The organism is Flavobacterium myungsuense (genome assembly GCF_042677265.1).
Lineage (GTDB): Bacteria > Bacteroidota > Bacteroidia > Flavobacteriales > Flavobacteriaceae > Flavobacterium > Flavobacterium myungsuense.
In genome coordinates, this window is sequence record NZ_JBHTIZ010000011.1 from 327,824 (window position 1) to 347,006 (window position 19,183).

Here is a 19,183-nt window from a genome sequence, read left to right on the forward strand (position 1 = left end):
ATTCAAAAATTAAATATTAATTATAACCTGGGTTTTGAGTTAACTTCGGATTCGCTTGAATGGCTTTCAAAGGTATAGGAAACAAATTATAATGAGCCGGTATAGTATTTCCATCTTTAACTCCACCTTTCCAAGGCCATAGGTAACTTCCACCAGTAAATTTGCCATAACGAATTAAATCTGTTCTTCTGTGCCCTTCAAAGTTTAATTCTCTAGCTCTCTCGTCCAAAATAAAATCCAATGATAATTCGCTAGCTGAAATAGGAGTTGCATTTGATCGAGTTCTAATTGCATTTACGTAAAATAATGCGTCACCTGTGGTTCCGCCACCTCCTCTTAATATACTTTCTGCTAACATTAAATATGCATCTGCCAATCTGTACAATGGAAAATCTGTTCCTGCAAAAAGAATTGGGCTTACTGGAATTCCTGAAAAATTGGTATTCACAAATTTTATAGAAGGAAAACCATCAACCCAAAGTTTATAATCAGTCATTTCATAATTATGCCTTTTGGTTAAATCTGTAGAAGTATAGTTTGTAAAAAATAAGCGTGCTCTATCATCAGAGGATTCAGCTAGTCCTTGTGCACTATTTGCAAACAATCCATACCATGCTTTGGTAGCTCGATGTCCTCCCCAAGCATTATTATCTCCGCCTGGATTACCAAAATCAATAGGATTCATTGTTGCAGAGCTCAAGCTCCCATTAATTAAATAAGTAGTATTCCCATAACTCTGACTATCTAGTGGATCAGCAATTAAAGGATAAATAATCTCGTTTTTAGCATCCGTGATGTTATTATCTCTGCAAAATAAGCTTCTGAAATTATCTGCCAATTTATACCCTCCTTCATCAATAACTAACTTAGAATATTTATAAGCTTGAGCATATTTATTTTCTCCTATGTAGACCTCTGCATTCAAATACAATTTAGCCAATAACATTCTGGCTACGCTTCTGTTAGCTCTCCCGTACGTATTTGTGAAAGGCAACAATTTATCTGCACTAGAAGTCAATTCTGCATCGCAAATATCGGTAAGTTCTTTGGTTACAAATTTAAATAACTCTTCTCTAGTTGATTCACTTTTAGGCTCTGTAACTCCCAAATCAGCTTCTGTCAATAAAGTTCCCTTTCCAAAACAATCAATTAAATAAAAGTAAGCGAGTGAGCGCAAAAATCTCATTTCGCTAACTAATTGTTCTTTATTAGGCAAATCCGGTTCTTTTTTTATTATGTCAATCAATCTGTTAGCCTGTGGTACCGTATAATAAACACGATTATACACATATCTAAAAAACTTGTTGTTTTCATCCCAGTTTGATGTAGTAGTTAACTGGTCTAATCCATTATCACCCCAACGGTTTTTCATACCATCAGCGGTAAAATCTTCTAAGTTGATAATTCCTCTCAAGAATGGAGATTCCCCTGCATCATCACCAGGAGTATCTGTACTACCTGGTCCATTAGATCCGGATAAAGCGAACGTACTGTATACTTTAGACATTGACCCAATAATAAATGCACTACCTCCTCCTTTTACTTCATCAGGAGAAATATCTATTTTGTTTTCTGTATTTAAATCATCTGTACAACTGCTTATTAGCAACAAACTAAATAACAGTCCTAAACTATTTAACTTAATATTTTTCATAATATCATTTATAAAATTAAAAATCAAGACTTACACCAAAAGTATAGGTTCTAGGTCTTGGATATAAGCTACCATCCCTACCTGAATTACTTTCAGGGTCCTGACCTGAATAATTAGTAATTAAAAAGGCATTATTTACTGTACCACTAACCCTCAAAGATGACTTCCCTACAAATTTAAGAAATTTATATCCTAAAGAAATGTTATCACAACGCAAAAATGTGGCATCCTCTAAAAAATAATCAGATTGGGCAATTTCACCTATGAACTGATTAATGTCAGGATTGGCGCTTCCATTGTAAAAATTTAAAACGTTGTTTAAAACTGATTGTTGTGATGGAGGTGCAGCTGCAATTATAGATCCTCTATCTACAACATTTTGATTGTAAATTTGGCCTCCTAATTGGCCTCTAAAGTTGGCAGCTAAATCCCAGTTTTTATATGTTATATTCGTGTTCAAACCATACGTCCAATTTGGCGCTATTGGTTTTAAATATCTATCTGAGGGCGTAATTTGACCATCATTATTTAAATCCTCATAAGCTCCTATAATAGGTTTACCACTAGTATCATAGATTTGTTTATATACATATCCTGATTGCCTTTGATACCCAACTACATCTGCAGTTGTATAAATAGCATTTCCTCCCGGACCTGTTCCTCCTTCAATAATTGACCTTCCCCCCAAATCAACAACCTCATTAATAGCATAGGCAATATTACCTCCCAAACTCAATGAAAAATTTTCTGTCGTTATTGCTTTTACATTCAAGGTAGATTCAAATCCTTTGCTCTCTATAGATCCATTATTTGTAATGTTTACTGTCGCACCAGTTCCTTGACCTGCCACAGTAGGTATAACAGCCAATAAATCCGTGGTTTTACGGGTGTATACATCAAAACTACCTGTTACTATGCTATTCTTGAAAAATTCAAAGTCTAATCCAAGGTTGTATGTACCTGTTTTCTCCCAGGTCAAATCAGCATTATATGGTAAAGTGGTATAAATATTTATTCCTTCTAAATATTGATCACTAGAGCCTGCTATCTGGTAAAAAAGCCTTGAAGGAAAATATCCTGCAGTATTAGCAAAATTTGCTTGTCCTGTTTTACCCCAACCTGCTCTTAATTTCAAATCTTGGATTACTTTAGAATCTTTAATAAAATTCTCTTCTTTCAATTTCCAAGCAACTCCAACGGCTGGAAAATACCCCCATCTATTCTCTTCAGTAAATAAAGAAGAAGCATCGGCTCTAAAAGTTGCTGTAAACAAGTATTTACCTAAGATATCCATATTACCTCTAGCAAAAAAAGCTTGTAAATTCAGAGGAGAATAATATCTATTGTTTGGGTTGTTTTTATTAAAAGTAAAAGGCTCTCTAATCCCAGTATCTGGATTATTTCTAAATCCAAGAGAATTCCCATCATATTTAAAATTTTGATACGAATATCCCGATTGAGCATCAACCTTTCTTACAAAACCTGTTAACGATTTAGAATACACTAAATAAGCATCCATAGTTGTATTTGTTTCAGTATTATTGTTAAAACTAGATAAACCAGGATTAAATAAATAATTCGTTTCAGGATTACTATCACCATTATTAAAAGTATAGGTGGCAATCGAGTTCTCGCTAAAAGTTTCTCTATATCTAGATCTTGTAGCATCTATTCCAAAATTAGCAACAGCTCTCAAATCACGCAAAAAAGGCAACTTATAATCAAACTCTACGTTACCCAAAAAGCGCATAGCCCTATCAATACCTTTTCTTTGTTCTAAAAGAGCTAATGGATTATCTGCACCTCTTTTTTGATCTTGATTACTTTGCAACTCGGTTTGTTGGTAATATCCAGCAAACTTGTTATTAAAAGATGGTCCATACACAGGCTTGGTTGGATCCATAGACAATGCTGCGCCTATAGCTCCCTCATTTCCTCCATTTTTATAGGTTGAATTTCCTTTTGCATTAATATCTATTTTTAAATCATCATTCAACAGCTTCGGAGTCATTTTAAACGAATAAGACAATCTTTCATAATCGTTATTTTTTATAAGACCTTGTGCACTGGTATATCCAACCGAAGCTCTAAATGGAATTTTTTTATACAAATTCGCTCTAGCACTAAAAGTATGGTCTGTATTTATGGAAGTTCTAAAAATTTGATCTTGCCAATTAGTATCACTCAACAATCTTCCCTCTATTTCTGGCGTTGAAAGGTTATCAACTAGTTCGTTACTTGGATCATCAATCCCTAAAGAATTGGTTCTTGATGGGTGATATTGTTGTATGAAACGTGTATAGTCAGCAGCATTCATAACATCTAATTCATCTGTTATTTTACCAACAGAAATATTAGCTGAATAATTAAATTGAGAAGCCCCAGCAGTTCCCTTTTTAGTTGTGATTAAAATAACCCCATTGGAAGCTCTTACTCCGTATATCGCAGTAGCAGAAGCATCTTTCAAAATCGAGAAACTTTCCACATCATTTGGATTGATTAAATTCCATGGATTGGTACCCGTATCACTGATTGGCACACCATCAATAATAATCAATGGATCATTAGCGGCTACCAAAGAAGCACCACCACGTATTACAATTTGAGGTTTTTGGTCAGGAGCACCACCGCCGTTTGTAATTCTAACACCTGCAGCCTTACCTGCTAATAATTGATCTGTTGAAACAATCGCTCCTTTATTAAAATCTTTAGAAGTTACCAAAGCAACAGACCCAGTAGCATCTTTTTTCTTAGCAGAACCATAGCCTACTTGAATTACTACTTCATTCAATTGGTTTGACTCTTCTTCAAGACTAATGGCTACCATTTTTTGCGAGGCAAAAGTTATGGTTTGATTTACATAACCAATATAAGAAAATACAAGTACATCACCTTTATTTACTTTTGGCAACTTAAATTTACCGTCAAAATCAGTTGAAGTGCCATTTGGAGTACCTTTAATAATGACATTTACACCCGGTATAGGTTGTTTCGATTTAGAATCTACAACCGTACCCTCTAAGCTACTTTGAGCCAGAACGCTAAAAGGAAGAAATACGAATAAAAATAACAACTTTTTGTAAATTGTTTTCATACATTTTGTTTAAGTTAGAAATTAGTTTTGTGCTTATATTTTACTTCGAATCGTTAAATTTAATTAAATTTCTACTCGTACAGAAATGCAGACTCTTAAAATAACCACGAAAACGTAATAGTGTTGAAAACTTTCTGAATTTTATATATTTTTAAGGCTAAAATTGAATTTTATGAAATTATAATTTAACTATCTTCGCATATTATTATTTATGAACTTTCAATCAGTTCGTAAAAATTTATAACTCCCTAATGAAAAGAAAAGTCACATTAAAACAAATTGCAAAAGAATTAGACGTATCTATTTCTACTGTTTCTAAATCACTTAAAGACAGCCCAGAGATAAGTGAAGACACCAGACAAAAAGTACGTGCTTTTGCTAAATTGTACAACTACAAGCCCAACTTAATTGCTTTAAGCTTAAAGAATAGAAAAACAAAAACCATTTGTGTTATCATTCCGGAGATTATTCATCATTTTTTTGCTACAGTAATTAGTGGTGTAGAGCGAGTGGCTAATGAAAAGGGGTACAATGTTATTGTGTGCTTATCCGACGAATCTTTTGATAAAGAAGTCATAAATATGGAGATGCTTGCCAACGGAAGTATTGATGGCTTTATTATGTCATTGTCTAAAGAAACCCAATTAAAAAAAGATTTTCACCACATTAGCGAAGTAATCAGTCAAGGAATGCCTGTGGTAATGTTTGATAGAGTTGCCAATGATATTTTATGTGACAAAGTAATTATTGACGACAATCTAGCCGCTTTTGAAGCTGTTCAGTTCTTAATTAACAAAGGCTTTAAAAAAATTGCGCTGATTTCAACTGTTGACTATGTTAGTGTTGGCAAATTAAGAACTGAAGGGTATCTTAAAGCATTAAGAAGCAACAACATTGCAATTAATGAGGAGTTTATCCTTAAAGTTGAAAATATGGACAATTGCTCGGATCAAATTGAGGCATTATTGCTTAAAAATTCTTTTGATGCGATATTCGCTGTAAACGAATTGTTCGCTGTTACTGCTATAAAATTGGCAAAAAAATTAAGTTTAAAAGTTCCTGAAGACATTTCAATCATAGGATTTACAGACGGTATGATTTCTAAGTTCTCATCACCTAGTATTACTACAGTGAGTCAAAATGAAATAAAAATGGGTGAAAAAGCAGCAACTATGCTTATAGATAGACTAGAAAATGAGGATGAGGATGAGGAGCATTATAAAACAGAGGTCATTGAAACCAATCTTGTAGAACGAGAATCTACGAATTAGCTTTATTTAGTATAGAATAATTTTTTACAATATTTAAAAAAAAAAAATTATCAATTAAAATAAATTATTACTTTTACGGCCTATCAAAGCTTATATTTTACTTCGAAAACAAAAATAAGTTTTGATAAGCATGGTGCTTATCGTATCTAATCAATTATAATACGATAATGGAAAAACCAAAATTAAATTTCTGGCAAATTTGGAATCTAAGTTTTGGATTCTTAGGAGTTCAAATCGGGTATTCACTTCAAAACGGAAATACCAGCAGAATATTAGAAGCCCTAGGTGCCGATGTTCACAGCATAGGCTATTTTTGGCTTGCAGCTCCTTTAGCCGGTCTTATAGTTCAACCTATAATTGGACTGTCTAGCGATAAAACCTGGACCAGACTTGGCCGAAGAATTCCTTTCATTTTTGGCGGTGCAATTGTTTCTGCTTTGGCAATGTTTTTTATGCCAAACGCTGAATATTTTACGTACCTCTTACCTCCTTTAGTTTTTGGAGCAAGTATGTTATTATTAATGGACACTTCCTTTAATGTAACCATGCAACCCTTTAGAGCTCTTGTAGGAGACATGGTAAATGACGAGCAACGCAACTTAGGGTATTCACTTCAAAGTGCTTTAATAAATTTTGGTGCTGTTTTTGGCTCACTTCTTCCTTGGATATTAACAAATGCAGGTGTTGCAAATGTTCCAGCAGAAGGAGAAAAAGTGGCTGCTTCAGTAATTTGGTCATTCTACATAGGGGGTGCTATTTTATTGATTAGTGTCCTTTGGACGGTTTTTAGAACTAAAGAATATGCTCCCAAGGAGCACGCATTATATAATAATATTGATTTAGAAGCTAAAGAAACTAAAGAAAAAACAAGCGTTTTTAAATTAATTGGAAATGCTCCTAAAATATTTTGGCAACTAGGTTTTGTTCAATTTTTCTCTTGGTTTTCTTTGTTTTTAATGTGGGTTTATACCACAAGAGCAATCGCAAATCAAGTATGGGGTCCTGAAGCTATTGATGCAAAATCAATAGGTTTTAATGAAGCTGGAGATTGGACTGGCGTTTTGTTTGCTTTTTATAGTGCTGTAGCAGCATTATATTCCTTACTAATTCCTAACATAGCTAAATCAATAGGCAGAAAAAAAACCTACAGTTTTTCTTTATTTCTTGGAGGGCTAGGATTAATGTCTATGTTTTTAGTTCATGACAAAAACATTTTATTATTGTCTATATCAGGCGTTGGTTTGGCTTGGGCTGCAATATTAGCTATGCCTTATGCCATGCTTTCGGGCTCTCTCCCTGCTGATAAAATGGGTGTATATATGGGGTTGTTTAATGCCACAATTACTTTACCACAAATTGCCGCAGGAATCTTAGGAAGCTCTTTAATTGCAGCTTTTGGAGGAAACCCAATGGTAATTATTGTTATTGCTGGAGCATCAATGCTAATAGCTGGACTAGCTGTGTTTTTGGTAAAAGAAAATTCAACGTCTAATTAATTAAGAACAAAATTGTTTTAGATCAATTTTAAATAAAGTATAACCAAAATTGAATTATTAATAATTACTCGTTTGGTTTTTTATTAATAATTATATGGTTTATCTTTAATTGTAATGTAACAATAAAACTTTATAGTTAGTCATAAATGAAAGAAGCAGTTATAGAGTTTTAAACTAATTTTGAAAGCGAAAAAAAGTATATAAATAAAATGAAAAAGGTTAAAGCATTTATTTTTGATTTAGATGGCGTAATTGTCGACACTGCTAAATACCATTATTTAGCTTGGAAAAAAATTGCAAACGAATTAGGTATCGATTTTACACATGAACATAATGAATTATTAAAAGGAGTTAGCCGAGTGCGTTCTCTTGACATTATATTAGAACTAGGAAACATTAATGCCTCGCAAGAAGATAAAAACAAATGGCTTATTCAAAAAAACGAAGATTATTTGTCCTATTTAGTAGATATGGACGAAAGTGAAATATTACCTGGTGTAATGCCGGTACTAAAATATTTAAAAACCAATAATCAAAAAATCGCATTAGGTTCGGCAAGTAAAAATGCAAGGCCAATTCTTGAAAAAACGGGAATACTAGATTATTTTGATGCAATTGTTGACGGCAATGATGTTTCTAATGCAAAACCTGATCCTGAGGTATTCGTTAGAGCTGCGCAATTGCTAAATGCTTCTAATGAAGATTCTATCGTTTTTGAAGATTCTGTGGCTGGAGTTCAAGCTGCTAATATAGCCCATATGAATAGTATTGGTATAGGAGAAAAAAACGTTTTGCATGAAGCAAATTATATATTTCATGACTTTACAACAATAGAAACTAGTTTTCTCGATCAATTAATAAACAACTAAATCAAAACATTTAATAACGCATAAAAAAAAAGAAATGAACCAAGATTATATTAAAGCTGACAATTGGTCCATCATTGAGGAAGGATTTGATGTAGAGAGAGTAAAATCGTCTGAAAGCCTATTTAGTATTGGAAACGGTGCTATGGGACAACGAGCTAATTTTGAAGAACACTATAGTGGAGAAACTTTTCAGGGAAGCTATATAGCGGGAATATATTATCCCGATAAAACTAAAGTGGGCTGGTGGAAAAACGGTTATCCTGAATATTTTGCTAAAGTGTTAAATGCTCCAAACTGGATAGGTATTGACATAGAAATAAACGGTGAAAATTTAGATTTGCATACATGTACATCGGTTAGGGATTACCGCAGAGAATTGAACATGAAAGAGGGTTGGTATAATCGTTCTTTTGAAGCTACATTAAAAAATGGAACAGAAATTAGTGTTAATGTTCGTCGATTTTTGTCGCTAGATTTAGATGAAGTTGGGGTTATCAAATATGAAATCACTCCATTAAATAAAGACTCAAAAATAATATACAAGCCTTATATTGATGCAGGTGTAACTAATGAAGATGCTAATTGGGAAGAAAAATTTTGGGAACCATTAGACGTAAAACATTCTGAAAATAAAGCATTTGTAACTGCAAGAACATTCAAAACGCATTTTATTGTAACTACTTTCATGCAAAACAGTATTTTATCAAATGGTAAAAATTTAAATATTACTACTGAAAATATTGAATCTAATAAAGAAAAAATACAATTCATCTATGCGGTTGCAGTAGCTAAAGGAGAAACCTCAGCAATTGAAAAAATAGGTGGTTATACTGTTTCTTTAAATCATGAAAACACCCAACATGGTGCTGAAAATGCTATTATAACTGCATCAGCAAAAGGATATGACCAATTGTTGCAAGATCAAATAGCATCTTGGGCAAAAATATGGGAAATGTCAGACATTACTATTGATGGAGACGTAAAAGCACAACAGGGAATTCGTTTCAATATCTTTCAATTAAACCAAACCTATTTAGGAAAAGATTCCCGATTGAATATTGGTCCAAAAGGATTTACGGGAGAAAAATATGGTGGGTCAACGTATTGGGATACTGAGGCCTATTGCATTCCGTTTTATATGGCAACAAAAGACCAGCAAGTCGCTAGAAATTTGTTAACCTATCGTTATAATCAATTGGATAAAGCAATTGAAAACGCAACAAAATTAGGGTTTTCAAACGGAGCAGCTTTATACCCTATGGTAACCATGAATGGAGAAGAATGTCACAACGAATGGGAAATTACTTTCGAAGAAATTCACAGAAATGGAGCCATAGCCTTTGCCATTTTTAACTACTACCGTTTTACTGGTGATTATTCATACATTCCAGAAAAAGGACTAGAAGTTTTAATAGGAATTGCTCGTTTTTGGCATCAAAGAGCCAATTTCTCTACCCATAAAAACAAGTATATGATTCTTGGAGTTACGGGACCAAACGAATATGAAAACAATGTAAACAACAATTTTTATACGAACTACATCGCTAAATGGTGTTTGGATTATACATTCGAACAAATTCAAAAAGTTTCTATTGAATACCCTTCAGATCATAAAAGAGTTACCGAAAAAGTAAAGATTACAGATGCCGAATTACAATCTTGGAAAAAAGTAGCTGATAACATGTACTTTCCATTTTCTGAAGAACTTAATGTTTACTTACAACAAGACGGCTTCTTAGATAAAGAATTGGTTAGAGTTGCCGATTTGGATCGAAGCCAAAGACCAATTAATCAAAAATGGTCTTGGGATAGAATTTTACGTTCTCCATATATTAAACAAGCCGATGTTTTACAGTGCTTTTATTTCTTTGAAGATCATTTTACAAAAGAGGAATTAAATCGAAATTTCGAATTCTACGAGTCGTTTACCGTTCACGAAAGTTCGCTTTCACCTTGCGTTCACTCTATTCAAGCAGCAGTTTTAGATAAAATGGAAATGGCTTATACTTTCTATTTAAGAACTTCTCGTTTAGATCTTGATGATTATAATAAAGAAGTAGAAGAAGGCTGTCACATAACTTCTATGGCTGGAACTTGGATGAGTATTGTAGAAGGATTTGGTGGTATGAGAGTAAAAAATGATGCACTTCATTTTTCTCCAAAGATCCCAAAAGAATGGAATGGTTATTCTTTCAAAATTAATTTTAGAAACCAAATATTAAAAGTTTCTATTAATCATAACGATACTCAATTTTCACTTGAAGGTGCTACAGAACTGACTGTTTTTGTTAACGGAAAAGCGGTTCTAGTTGAGCCAAATAGTTTGGTAACCGTATAGATTATTTCTAAAATAAAATTGACCCTTTAAGGTATTAAGCAGATTAAGAAAAACTTAATGAAACTTAATACCTTAATGGTTTTAAAAAACTTTCTCATGAAAAAAATAGTAGTTCTACTTCTGATTTCCGTTCTTTCGTTTGCGCAAAATGCAAATCGGAAGTTTGTAAATTATACTTTTAAAAAAAATCTACTTGAAATTAATACTTCTGACGGGAAGTATGTCATAAAACCGTATTCCAATCAAATTATAGAAACCAGTTTTATTCCTACCGGAGAAGTATTCAATGCCAATTCACATGCTGTAGTTTTAATTCCTGAAAAAGTTGCCTTCAAAATAAAGCAAACTAAAAACGAAATAGTTTGTTCCACATCAGGTATAACTGTTTCTGTTCAAAAAAGTCCTTTCCAAATTTCTTATTTCTATAAAAACAATTTATTAGTATCCGAAAAAAATGGTTTTGTTAAAAAAACAAATACCGATTCGAAAGAAACATCGCAATCTGAAACTTTAGAATTCAATTTAGACGCCACCGAAGCCCTTTTTGGTGCTGGAGCTCGAGCTTTAGGTATGAACCGCCGTGGCAATCGTTTGCAATTGTACAATCAAGCCGATTATGGTTATGAAACGTACTCTAAAAAAATGAACTTCTCAATTCCATTTGTACTTTCCTCAAAAATTTATGCTATTCATTTTGACAATGCTCCTATTGGCTACTTGGATTTAGATAGTAAAAAAGACAATACTTTAATCTACGAAACCATTTCAGGAAGAAAAACATACCAAGTAATTGCTGGTGAATCTTGGGGTAATTTAATTTCAAATTATACTTCCCTAACAGGTAGACAACCATTAGTGCCTCGTTGGGCTTTAGGAAATTTGTCCAGTCGTTTTGGATATCACAACCAAGATGAAGTAACAAAAACAATTGATAAGTTTATAAAAGATGAAATTCCTGTTGATGCCATTATTTTAGACTTATATTGGTTCGGAAAAACAGTTCAAGGCACCATGGGGAATTTAGATTGGGACAAAGACAATTTTTCTGATCCAAAGAAAATGATTGCTGATTTAAATACAAAAGGAGTAAAAACAGTTCTTATTACAGAACCCTTTATTTTAACCACCTCTAACAAATGGAAAGAGGCTGTTGATAAAAAGGTTTTGGCAACAGACAAAGTAGGCAACCCATTTACCTATGATTTCTATTTTGGGAATACCGGAATTGTAGACTTATTTAAACCCGAAGGAAAAACTTGGTTTTGGAATATTTATAAAAACTTAATCAATCAAGGAATTGGCGGATGGTGGGGCGATTTAGGTGAACCCGAAGTTTTTCCATCAGCAGCACTTACCGCTAAAGGAACAGCTGATGAAGTTCATAATATTTATGGGCATTCATGGGCAAAAATGATTAGTGATGGCTATAAAACTGATTTTCCTAAAACTCGACCTTTTATTTTAATGCGTGCTGGTTATTCTGGGTCACAAACCTATGGAATGATTCCTTGGTCTGGCGATGTGAGTCGCTCTTGGGGTGGTTTGCAATCGCAACCTGAAATTGCTTTACAAATGGGAATGCAAGGTATGGCCTATATGCACTCAGATTTAGGAGGTTTTGCAGGAGATTATTTTGATAATGAATTGTATATACGATGGTTGCAGTATGGCGTTTTTCAGCCGATATATCGCCCGCATGCTCAAGAAGATGTTGCTTCAGAACCAGTCTACAAAGATATTGTTACCAAAGCTAAAGCTAAAAAACAAATCGAATTGCGTTATCAAATGTTGCCATACAATTACACTTTAGCTTTCGAAAACAATACTAAAGGATTGCCGTTAATGCGACCTTTATTTTTTGAAGAGCCTAAAAATCAAAAATTAGTTACCTCTTGTGATTCTTATTTATGGGGCAATGATTTTTTAGTTACTCCTATAACTAAAGCGTCGGTAACAAGTACTTCAGTATATTTTCCAAAAAACAACAATTGGTTTGATTTTTATTCGGATACAAAACATGAAGCAGGTACCACATCATCTATTCCAGTTTCGGCTGATAATATTCCCGTTTTTGTTCGTGGTGGCGCCTTTATTCCAATGATTAAAACAATACAAAACACATTGAAATATTCACTAAATGCTTTTGACTTACACTATTATTTTGATGAAAAAACAGTTACAAGCAACGGAAAGTTATATAATGATGATGGAACAACAGCTAATGCTTTTGAAAAAGGAGAATTCGAAATTTTAAATTTTGCATCATCCATCAAAGAAAAAATGGTCACACTTACTTTAACTACAGAAACCGGAAAATTATTTCAATCTGATGAAAAAAACATTTCCTTAATTCTGCATAATATGAACGATAAAATTAAAAGTGTTACTATAAATGGTGCTGAAAGCAAATATGTTATTCAAGATTCTAAAATAGTTGTCCCTATTCAAATAGTAAGAAATAAACCAACAATCGTATCGCTACAAATTCAATAAAAATATACTCAATGAAAAAAGCAGTTCAAATAAGCATCGTGTTTTTAGTATTCTTTTTGTCAGGTTGTTCATCAACAAAAAAATGTGCTATAAAAGAAACAACAAAAACTCCTTTTGTTTGGGAGGGAGCCAATTTATATTTTTTAATGACTGATCGTTTTAAAGACGGAAATCCAAAAAAAGAAATTTATTTAAACCGTACAAAAACTGCAGGAAAATTAAGAGGTTTTGAAGGCGGAAACATTAAAGGTATTATACAAAAAATTGATGATGGTTATTTTGAAAAACTAGGGATAAATGCCATTTGGCTCACACCAATTGTAGAACAAATTTATGACGGTGTAGATGAAGGAACCGGATTAAGTTATGGTTTTCACGGGTATTGGGCAAAAGATTGGACATCCTTAGACCCAAATTTTGGTACTAAAGAAGATTTAGCAATACTAGTTCAAAAAGCACATGCAAAAGGCATCCGTATTGTTTTAGATGGTGTCATTAATCATACAGGACCTGTAACAGCAATAGATCCTGTTTGGCCAAATGATTGGGTTCGTACAGGTCCGCAATGCGATTATAAAAGTTTTCTAAACACTACCGCTTGTACTTTAGTTGCTAATTTACCAGACGTAAAAACAGAAAGCACTCAAGAAGTGTCACTTCCGCCTTTCTTAATTGAAAAATGGAAAAAAGAAGGTCGTTATGAAAAAGAAGTAGCCACATTAGATGAATTTTTTAAAAGAACTGGATATCCAAGAACGCCCAAAAACTATATTATTAAATGGTTGACTGATTATATCACCGAATTTGGAATTGACGGCTATCGTGCAGATACTGTAAAACATACTGAAGAAGCAGTTTGGGCCGATTTCAAAACCCAATGTGATTATGCTTTTACTGATTGGAAAAAAAATAACCCGACAAAAGTCTTAGACAATAATCCATTTTATACCATTGCCGAAGTATACAATTATGGCATAAGCGGTGGTCAGATTTTTGATTTTGGAGATAAAAAAATAAACTATTATCAAAACGGATTCAATAACATGATCAATTTTGAATTTAAGTGGGATGCTCAAAAAGATTATGAGTTCCTCTTTTCAAAATATTCAGGCAAACTTAATAATGAGTTAAAAGGCTTTAGTGTTTTAAATTATTTGTCTTCACATGATGACGGAAGTCCTTTCGACGCCAAACGTACAAAAAGTATAGAAAGTGGCACAAAATTATTGCTTTCTCCGGGAATTTCTCAGGTATATTACGGAGACGAAACGGGTCGCTCTTTGGCAATCGAAGGCACTCAAGGAGATGCTACTTTACGCTCATTCATGAATTGGGAAGACATACAATCTAATCCTGAGACTCAAAAAACACTGTTACATTGGCAAAAATTAGGTCAATTCAGGAGAAATCATCCTTCAGTAGGAGCTGGTATTCATGCTGTTATTTCTTCAAATCCTTATGTATTCAGTAGAACTTTTACAAAAGATAACTATTATGATTCTGTAGTTATTGGTTTAGATTTACCTGTAGGTATAAAAGAAATTACTGTAGGAACCATTTTTAAAAATGGAGTTGATGTAAAAGACACCTATTCCGGAAAATCAGCAACTGTTACCAATGGAAAAGTAATTATCGATTCCGAATTTGGCTTTGTCCTATTAGAATTAAAAAAATAAGAAAAATAAAATTGACACAAACGCCTTTAGAAATGAAGGCGTTTTTTTATGTTTACACTTTCTTAATTTAATAAAGAATGCTAAACATAGGACATCGTGGCGCAAAAGGATACGAGCCTGAAAACACTTTGCTTTCTTTTCAAAAAGCAATTGACATAGGTGTTGATGGCATTGAGTTAGATATTCATCTGAGTTCCGATGGAGCAATTATGGTTATACACGATGAAACATTAGATAGAACTACTAACGGTAAAGGATTTGTAAATGAACTATCTTTGCAAAAGTTAAAAACTTTTCAAATTGAAAAAGAAAACACTATTCCTACTTTAATTGAAGTTTTTGATTTGGTAAACAAACGCTGTTTTATAAACATAGAACTTAAAGGAAAAGGAACTTCTAAACCAGTTATAAATTTAATTGAACACTATATTGAAGAAAAAAATTGGAATTACGGTCATTTTATAATTTCTAGTTTCAATTGGAGTGCGTTGCAAGAAGTTCGTAAATGGAATGCTAAAATTCCAATAGGAGTTTTAACCCACACCGATTTAGATTTGGCAATTGCCTTCGCCAAATTTATAAAAGCCGAAACTATTCATCCGTATTTTCATTTGTTAACCAAAGAAAATACAATAAAAATGCAAAATGAAGGTTTTAAAGTATTTGCTTGGACCGTTAATGAAACAGAAGACATTCAAAAAATAAAATCATTCCATGTAAACGGAATCATTTCTGATTTTCCGGATAGAATTTGATTTTAAACTATTAGGAATTAAATATATTTAAAGACTTGCAGATGACTAAATATAATCCATTCGTTTGATTATCTAACCGATAGAAATAAAAATTGAAACACATAGATTCATAGAAAAAAAGATTTTGATAGCCCATTTTTTGGGTTCACATAGCTCTGATTTACTATTAGGAAAGTGAAACGACTAAATAAAATTCAATAAAAACTATGTTTCTATGTGTTAAAATATAAAACTTGAATTACAATCAACAGATTAAACTTAATAAATCTTAAATCCCTTAATGGTTTAAAAAATGAATCAAAATTTCGATATCATTATTGTAGGTGGCGGTGCAGCGGGTTTTTTTACAGCAATTAATAGTGTTGAGAAGAATCCCAAGCTTAAAGTCGCTATTTTAGAACGTGGTTCTGAAGTATTACAGAAAGTTCGCATTTCTGGAGGCGGAAGATGCAACGTAACTCATGCTTGTTTTGAACCTAATGAATTGGTCAAGTTTTATCCGCGTGGCGAAAAAGAATTACGAGGTCCTTTTCATCAGTTTTGTTCTGGCGACACTATTGAATGGTTCGAAAATCATGGTGTGGAACTCAAAATTGAAGACGACGGACGCATGTTTCCCGTTTCTAATTCATCGCAAACTATTATTGATTGCTTCCTACAAGCTACCCAAAAATTAGGAATTAGGGTTTTAACAGGACAAAGCGTTCAATCGATATTCAAAAAAGATAGCTTTTGGAAAATTGAAACCCAAAGCGAAAATTATCTTACCGAAAAATTAATTCTAGCCACAGGAAGTAACCCGAAAATATGGGAAATGCTACAAAATTTTGGTCACGCCATCGTTTCGCCAGTACCTTCCCTATTTACTTTTAATATCAAAGATTCAAGAATCAAGGAATTACCTGGAGTTGCTGCAAATGTCTCCGTAAAAGTAAAAGATAGTAAACTTGTTTCCTCAGGACCTTTATTGATTACACATTGGGGCATTAGCGGTCCAGCGATTTTGAAATTGTCTGCTTGGGGCGCACGAATTTTAAATGACAAAAATTATCAATTTACTATTTATGTCAATTGGCTCAATGATGTTGATGCCGAAGATGCTGAAAAAATTCTCAAAGAAATAAAACAAGAACACGCGAAGAAAGCGGTTTCGAAGAAATCTCCTTTTGAGCTTCCTAATCGTTTGTGGGAAAGTTTAGTACTTGCTTCTGGCATTGAAACAGAAACGAAATGGGCTGATGTATCGAAAATACAATTGCAAAATCTTGCTCTTCAACTCACGAATGCTAGCTTTCAAGTAAACGGAAAAAGCACTTTTAAAGAAGAATTTGTAACCGCTGGAGGAATCGATTTAAAAGAAATTAACTTCAAAACTATGGAAAGTAAACTACACCAAAATCTTTATTTTGCTGGAGAAATCGTAAATATTGATGCCATTACTGGCGGATTTAATTTTCAGAATGCTTGGACAAGCGGATTTATTGTGGCTGATGCTGTAACTCAATAATACGTTACTTGCTCTTTCAAAACGGGCGATTAAATTTTCAAAATAAAAAAATCACAAAAGTTGTGGCAAAATTTAGTAAGAATAACAGCACTACTATTGTATAAGCTTTTTAATTTTTATTTATTGGCTTTCATTTTTACTTTTATCAAAAAACACATAATCCAAACTAAAAGTTCCCGAACCTAAAAATAATAGCGCAAGAAACAAAAGAAAAAAAGTAGAAGCGGTCCCTCCGTTAAAGAAATTCCCTTCAGACATATACCATATTATTGTTAGCATCGTCGCCATAAGCGGCACAACTACGATGCGAGTAAACAGTCCGACAACTAATAAAACGCCTCCTATCAACTCGATTAATTTGGCGAGCGTTAACATCGATCGGGGTGCAGGCATACCAACATCGGTAAGGAACTTGGTATAGTCATCCATCATCGCTTCATCAAAAAGCTCTTTGCCAAACATGATTATTAGTATTCCTGTGCCAATTCGTATCAAAGAAATTCCATTTTCCCAAAGAGGTCCCGAAGTAAAAATTTTTGAACTCATGATTTTTTATTTTAAAGATATTGGACAAAACTATTTGTTCTGCATCCAAAACCGATGAAAAACTTGTAAAAGAAATGTAAAAAAAGTATAAATTTTTAGTAAATCGCTGCTTGATGTTTAATAAAAAAATACTTTTGAAGAATGAAACAAAAATACCTTTTCCTTTTACTCTCCGCTTTATTGGTTTTGTTTGTTGCTTTGTTGTACGCTGATTTTCAGCAACAATTGGATAATGAGAATCCAAAAAACCAAATACTATTGCGAAAAATTGGGGATGAACTACTCAGAAGTTCCAAGGATTCGACTTCTAAGGTCTTGCCAATACAAAAAATATCTGCCAATGAGTTTCATATTGCGTTTGAAAATCAGTTGCCCATTACACCGGATTCTTTAGTTGCCATTGTGCAACGCAATCTCAACCAAAGCAATTTCTCAAAGGACTATGCGGTGCAGGTTATAGCCTGTTCGACCAAGAAAGTGGTCTATGGTTTTGTACATTCTGCTCATGCTAAAGAAACTGTAATTTCGTGTTTGGGGCGCAAATTGCCTATGGGTTGTTATACTATTGCCGTGCAATTTATCCCGCAAAAAACTATTTTCTCAAGGAATAAAACAATAATTATTGGGAGTATTATATTGGTGCTTTTGGTTTTACTTTTCAGAATAGGGTATAAAAAGAAAACGAGAACAGTACCTAAGAGTGCAACGGGGGAAACCCTTCAAATAGGGAAATACGATTTTCACTACGAACAACACGTTGTGTACTACGAGGGCTTAAAAATTCCGTTAACGGTGAAAGAATCGAAGTTGCTGTATATTTTCTTCACCTCTCCCAATGTCATTATCGACCGCAACGAGCTGCAAAAAGAAGTCTGGGAAAATGAGGGCGTCATCGTAACTCGAAGCCTAGACATGTTTATATCAAAACTGCGCAAGAAATTGGATAAAGATCCCTCCGTGCGCATTGTGAATAGTCATGGTGTGGGGTATAAGTTGGAAGTGGGTTAATTACGATTTTGAAAGAATGGATAGTTTTTGAAAATTAGGAATGAGATTTAGGATGTGTTACGAGTAACTAATTTTTTATAATTTCAATTCCGCTACATTCCTCTTTATTTAAAATGTATATTTTATTATTATCCAATGAACTATAAATATATTTGTCACTCACGAAACCTAAAAATTTAAGACAATTCGGATCGTTAATTTGAGTTTTATTTTTTGAATCTACAATGTCAAAATATTGCTTTTGTTTATTTAAATAAATTTTTAGACTCTCAATTTTACCATTAGAAAAACACGCTATTGGAAAAAAAGTTAAGAAATGACCAATATAATATCTTAATAAGACATTACTAATTTTAGATTTCACCAAAGGAAAATTAACAAAACGATATAATAAATAACCCGTTGGGTGTAATTAAATTATTTGATTTTTAATATTGTTTATAGGTCTGTCAAAAATGAATTTATTGATATACTGA

12 protein-coding genes are annotated in these 19,183 nt (G+C 33.1%); 9 read left to right on the forward strand and 3 right to left on the reverse strand.

Features of this window, described 5'->3' with window-relative positions:
* Positions 1 to 16: 16 nt before the first annotated feature.
* Complete coding sequence (locus tag ACFQ0S_RS05030) at positions 17 to 1,654, reverse strand: RagB/SusD family nutrient uptake outer membrane protein (RefSeq protein WP_379754748.1); 1,638 nt, start codon at positions 1,652 to 1,654, stop codon at positions 17 to 19.
* 16 nt (positions 1,655 to 1,670) lie between these two features.
* Positions 1,671 to 4,748 (reverse strand): SusC/RagA family TonB-linked outer membrane protein, encoded by a 3,078-nt coding sequence (locus ACFQ0S_RS05035; protein ID WP_379754751.1) that lies wholly within the window; start codon positions 4,746 to 4,748, stop codon positions 1,671 to 1,673.
* Positions 4,749 to 4,999: 251 nt separating this feature from the next.
* Between ACFQ0S_RS05035 and ACFQ0S_RS05040 the strand changes: the two genes are divergently transcribed.
* The 8 genes from ACFQ0S_RS05040 to ACFQ0S_RS05075 all read left to right on the forward strand — a co-directional run bounded on the left by ACFQ0S_RS05040 (position 5,000) and on the right by ACFQ0S_RS05075 (position 17,153).
* A complete protein-coding gene (locus ACFQ0S_RS05040) occupies positions 5,000 to 6,019 on the forward strand; it encodes a LacI family DNA-binding transcriptional regulator (RefSeq protein WP_379754754.1) in 1,020 nt (339 codons plus the stop codon).
* Between the two features lie 167 nt (positions 6,020 to 6,186).
* Positions 6,187 to 7,515: an MFS transporter gene (locus ACFQ0S_RS05045; RefSeq protein ID WP_379754757.1), complete on the forward strand. Its 1,329-nt coding sequence runs from the start codon at positions 6,187 to 6,189 to the stop codon at positions 7,513 to 7,515.
* A gap of 209 nt (positions 7,516 to 7,724) precedes the next feature.
* On the forward strand, positions 7,725 to 8,384 hold the full coding sequence (gene pgmB, locus ACFQ0S_RS05050; RefSeq protein WP_379754760.1) for a beta-phosphoglucomutase: 660 nt from the start codon (positions 7,725 to 7,727) through the stop codon (positions 8,382 to 8,384).
* A gap of 34 nt (positions 8,385 to 8,418) precedes the next feature.
* The gene (locus tag ACFQ0S_RS05055; RefSeq protein ID WP_379754763.1) at positions 8,419 to 10,722 is read left to right on the forward strand and encodes a glycoside hydrolase family 65 protein; all 2,304 of its coding nucleotides are present in this window, start codon (positions 8,419 to 8,421) and stop codon (positions 10,720 to 10,722) included.
* Positions 10,723 to 10,818: 96 nt separating this feature from the next.
* Positions 10,819 to 13,215, forward strand: coding sequence for a glycoside hydrolase family 31 protein (locus ACFQ0S_RS05060; RefSeq protein ID WP_379754766.1), 2,397 nt, complete (start codon positions 10,819 to 10,821; stop codon positions 13,213 to 13,215).
* 11 nt (positions 13,216 to 13,226) lie between these two features.
* Positions 13,227 to 14,891 (forward strand): alpha-amylase family glycosyl hydrolase, encoded by a 1,665-nt coding sequence (locus ACFQ0S_RS05065; protein WP_379754769.1) that lies wholly within the window; start codon positions 13,227 to 13,229, stop codon positions 14,889 to 14,891.
* A 77-nt stretch (positions 14,892 to 14,968) separates the two neighbouring features.
* Positions 14,969 to 15,646, forward strand: coding sequence for a glycerophosphodiester phosphodiesterase (locus ACFQ0S_RS05070; RefSeq protein WP_379754772.1), 678 nt, complete (start codon positions 14,969 to 14,971; stop codon positions 15,644 to 15,646).
* 292 nt (positions 15,647 to 15,938) lie between these two features.
* A complete protein-coding gene (locus ACFQ0S_RS05075; RefSeq protein WP_379754774.1) occupies positions 15,939 to 17,153 on the forward strand; it encodes a BaiN/RdsA family NAD(P)/FAD-dependent oxidoreductase in 1,215 nt (404 codons plus the stop codon).
* A 120-nt stretch (positions 17,154 to 17,273) separates the two neighbouring features.
* Here the strand turns inward: ACFQ0S_RS05075 and ACFQ0S_RS05080 are convergent, their stop codons facing one another.
* Positions 17,274 to 17,699 (reverse strand): DoxX family protein, encoded by a 426-nt coding sequence (locus ACFQ0S_RS05080; protein WP_379754777.1) that lies wholly within the window; start codon positions 17,697 to 17,699, stop codon positions 17,274 to 17,276.
* Between the two features lie 141 nt (positions 17,700 to 17,840).
* On the opposite strand from ACFQ0S_RS05080, the gene ACFQ0S_RS05085 reads away from it, so the two are divergent.
* On the forward strand, positions 17,841 to 18,707 hold the full coding sequence (locus ACFQ0S_RS05085) for a winged helix-turn-helix domain-containing protein (RefSeq protein WP_379754780.1): 867 nt from the start codon (positions 17,841 to 17,843) through the stop codon (positions 18,705 to 18,707).
* The last annotated feature ends 476 nt before the right edge of the window (positions 18,708 to 19,183 follow it).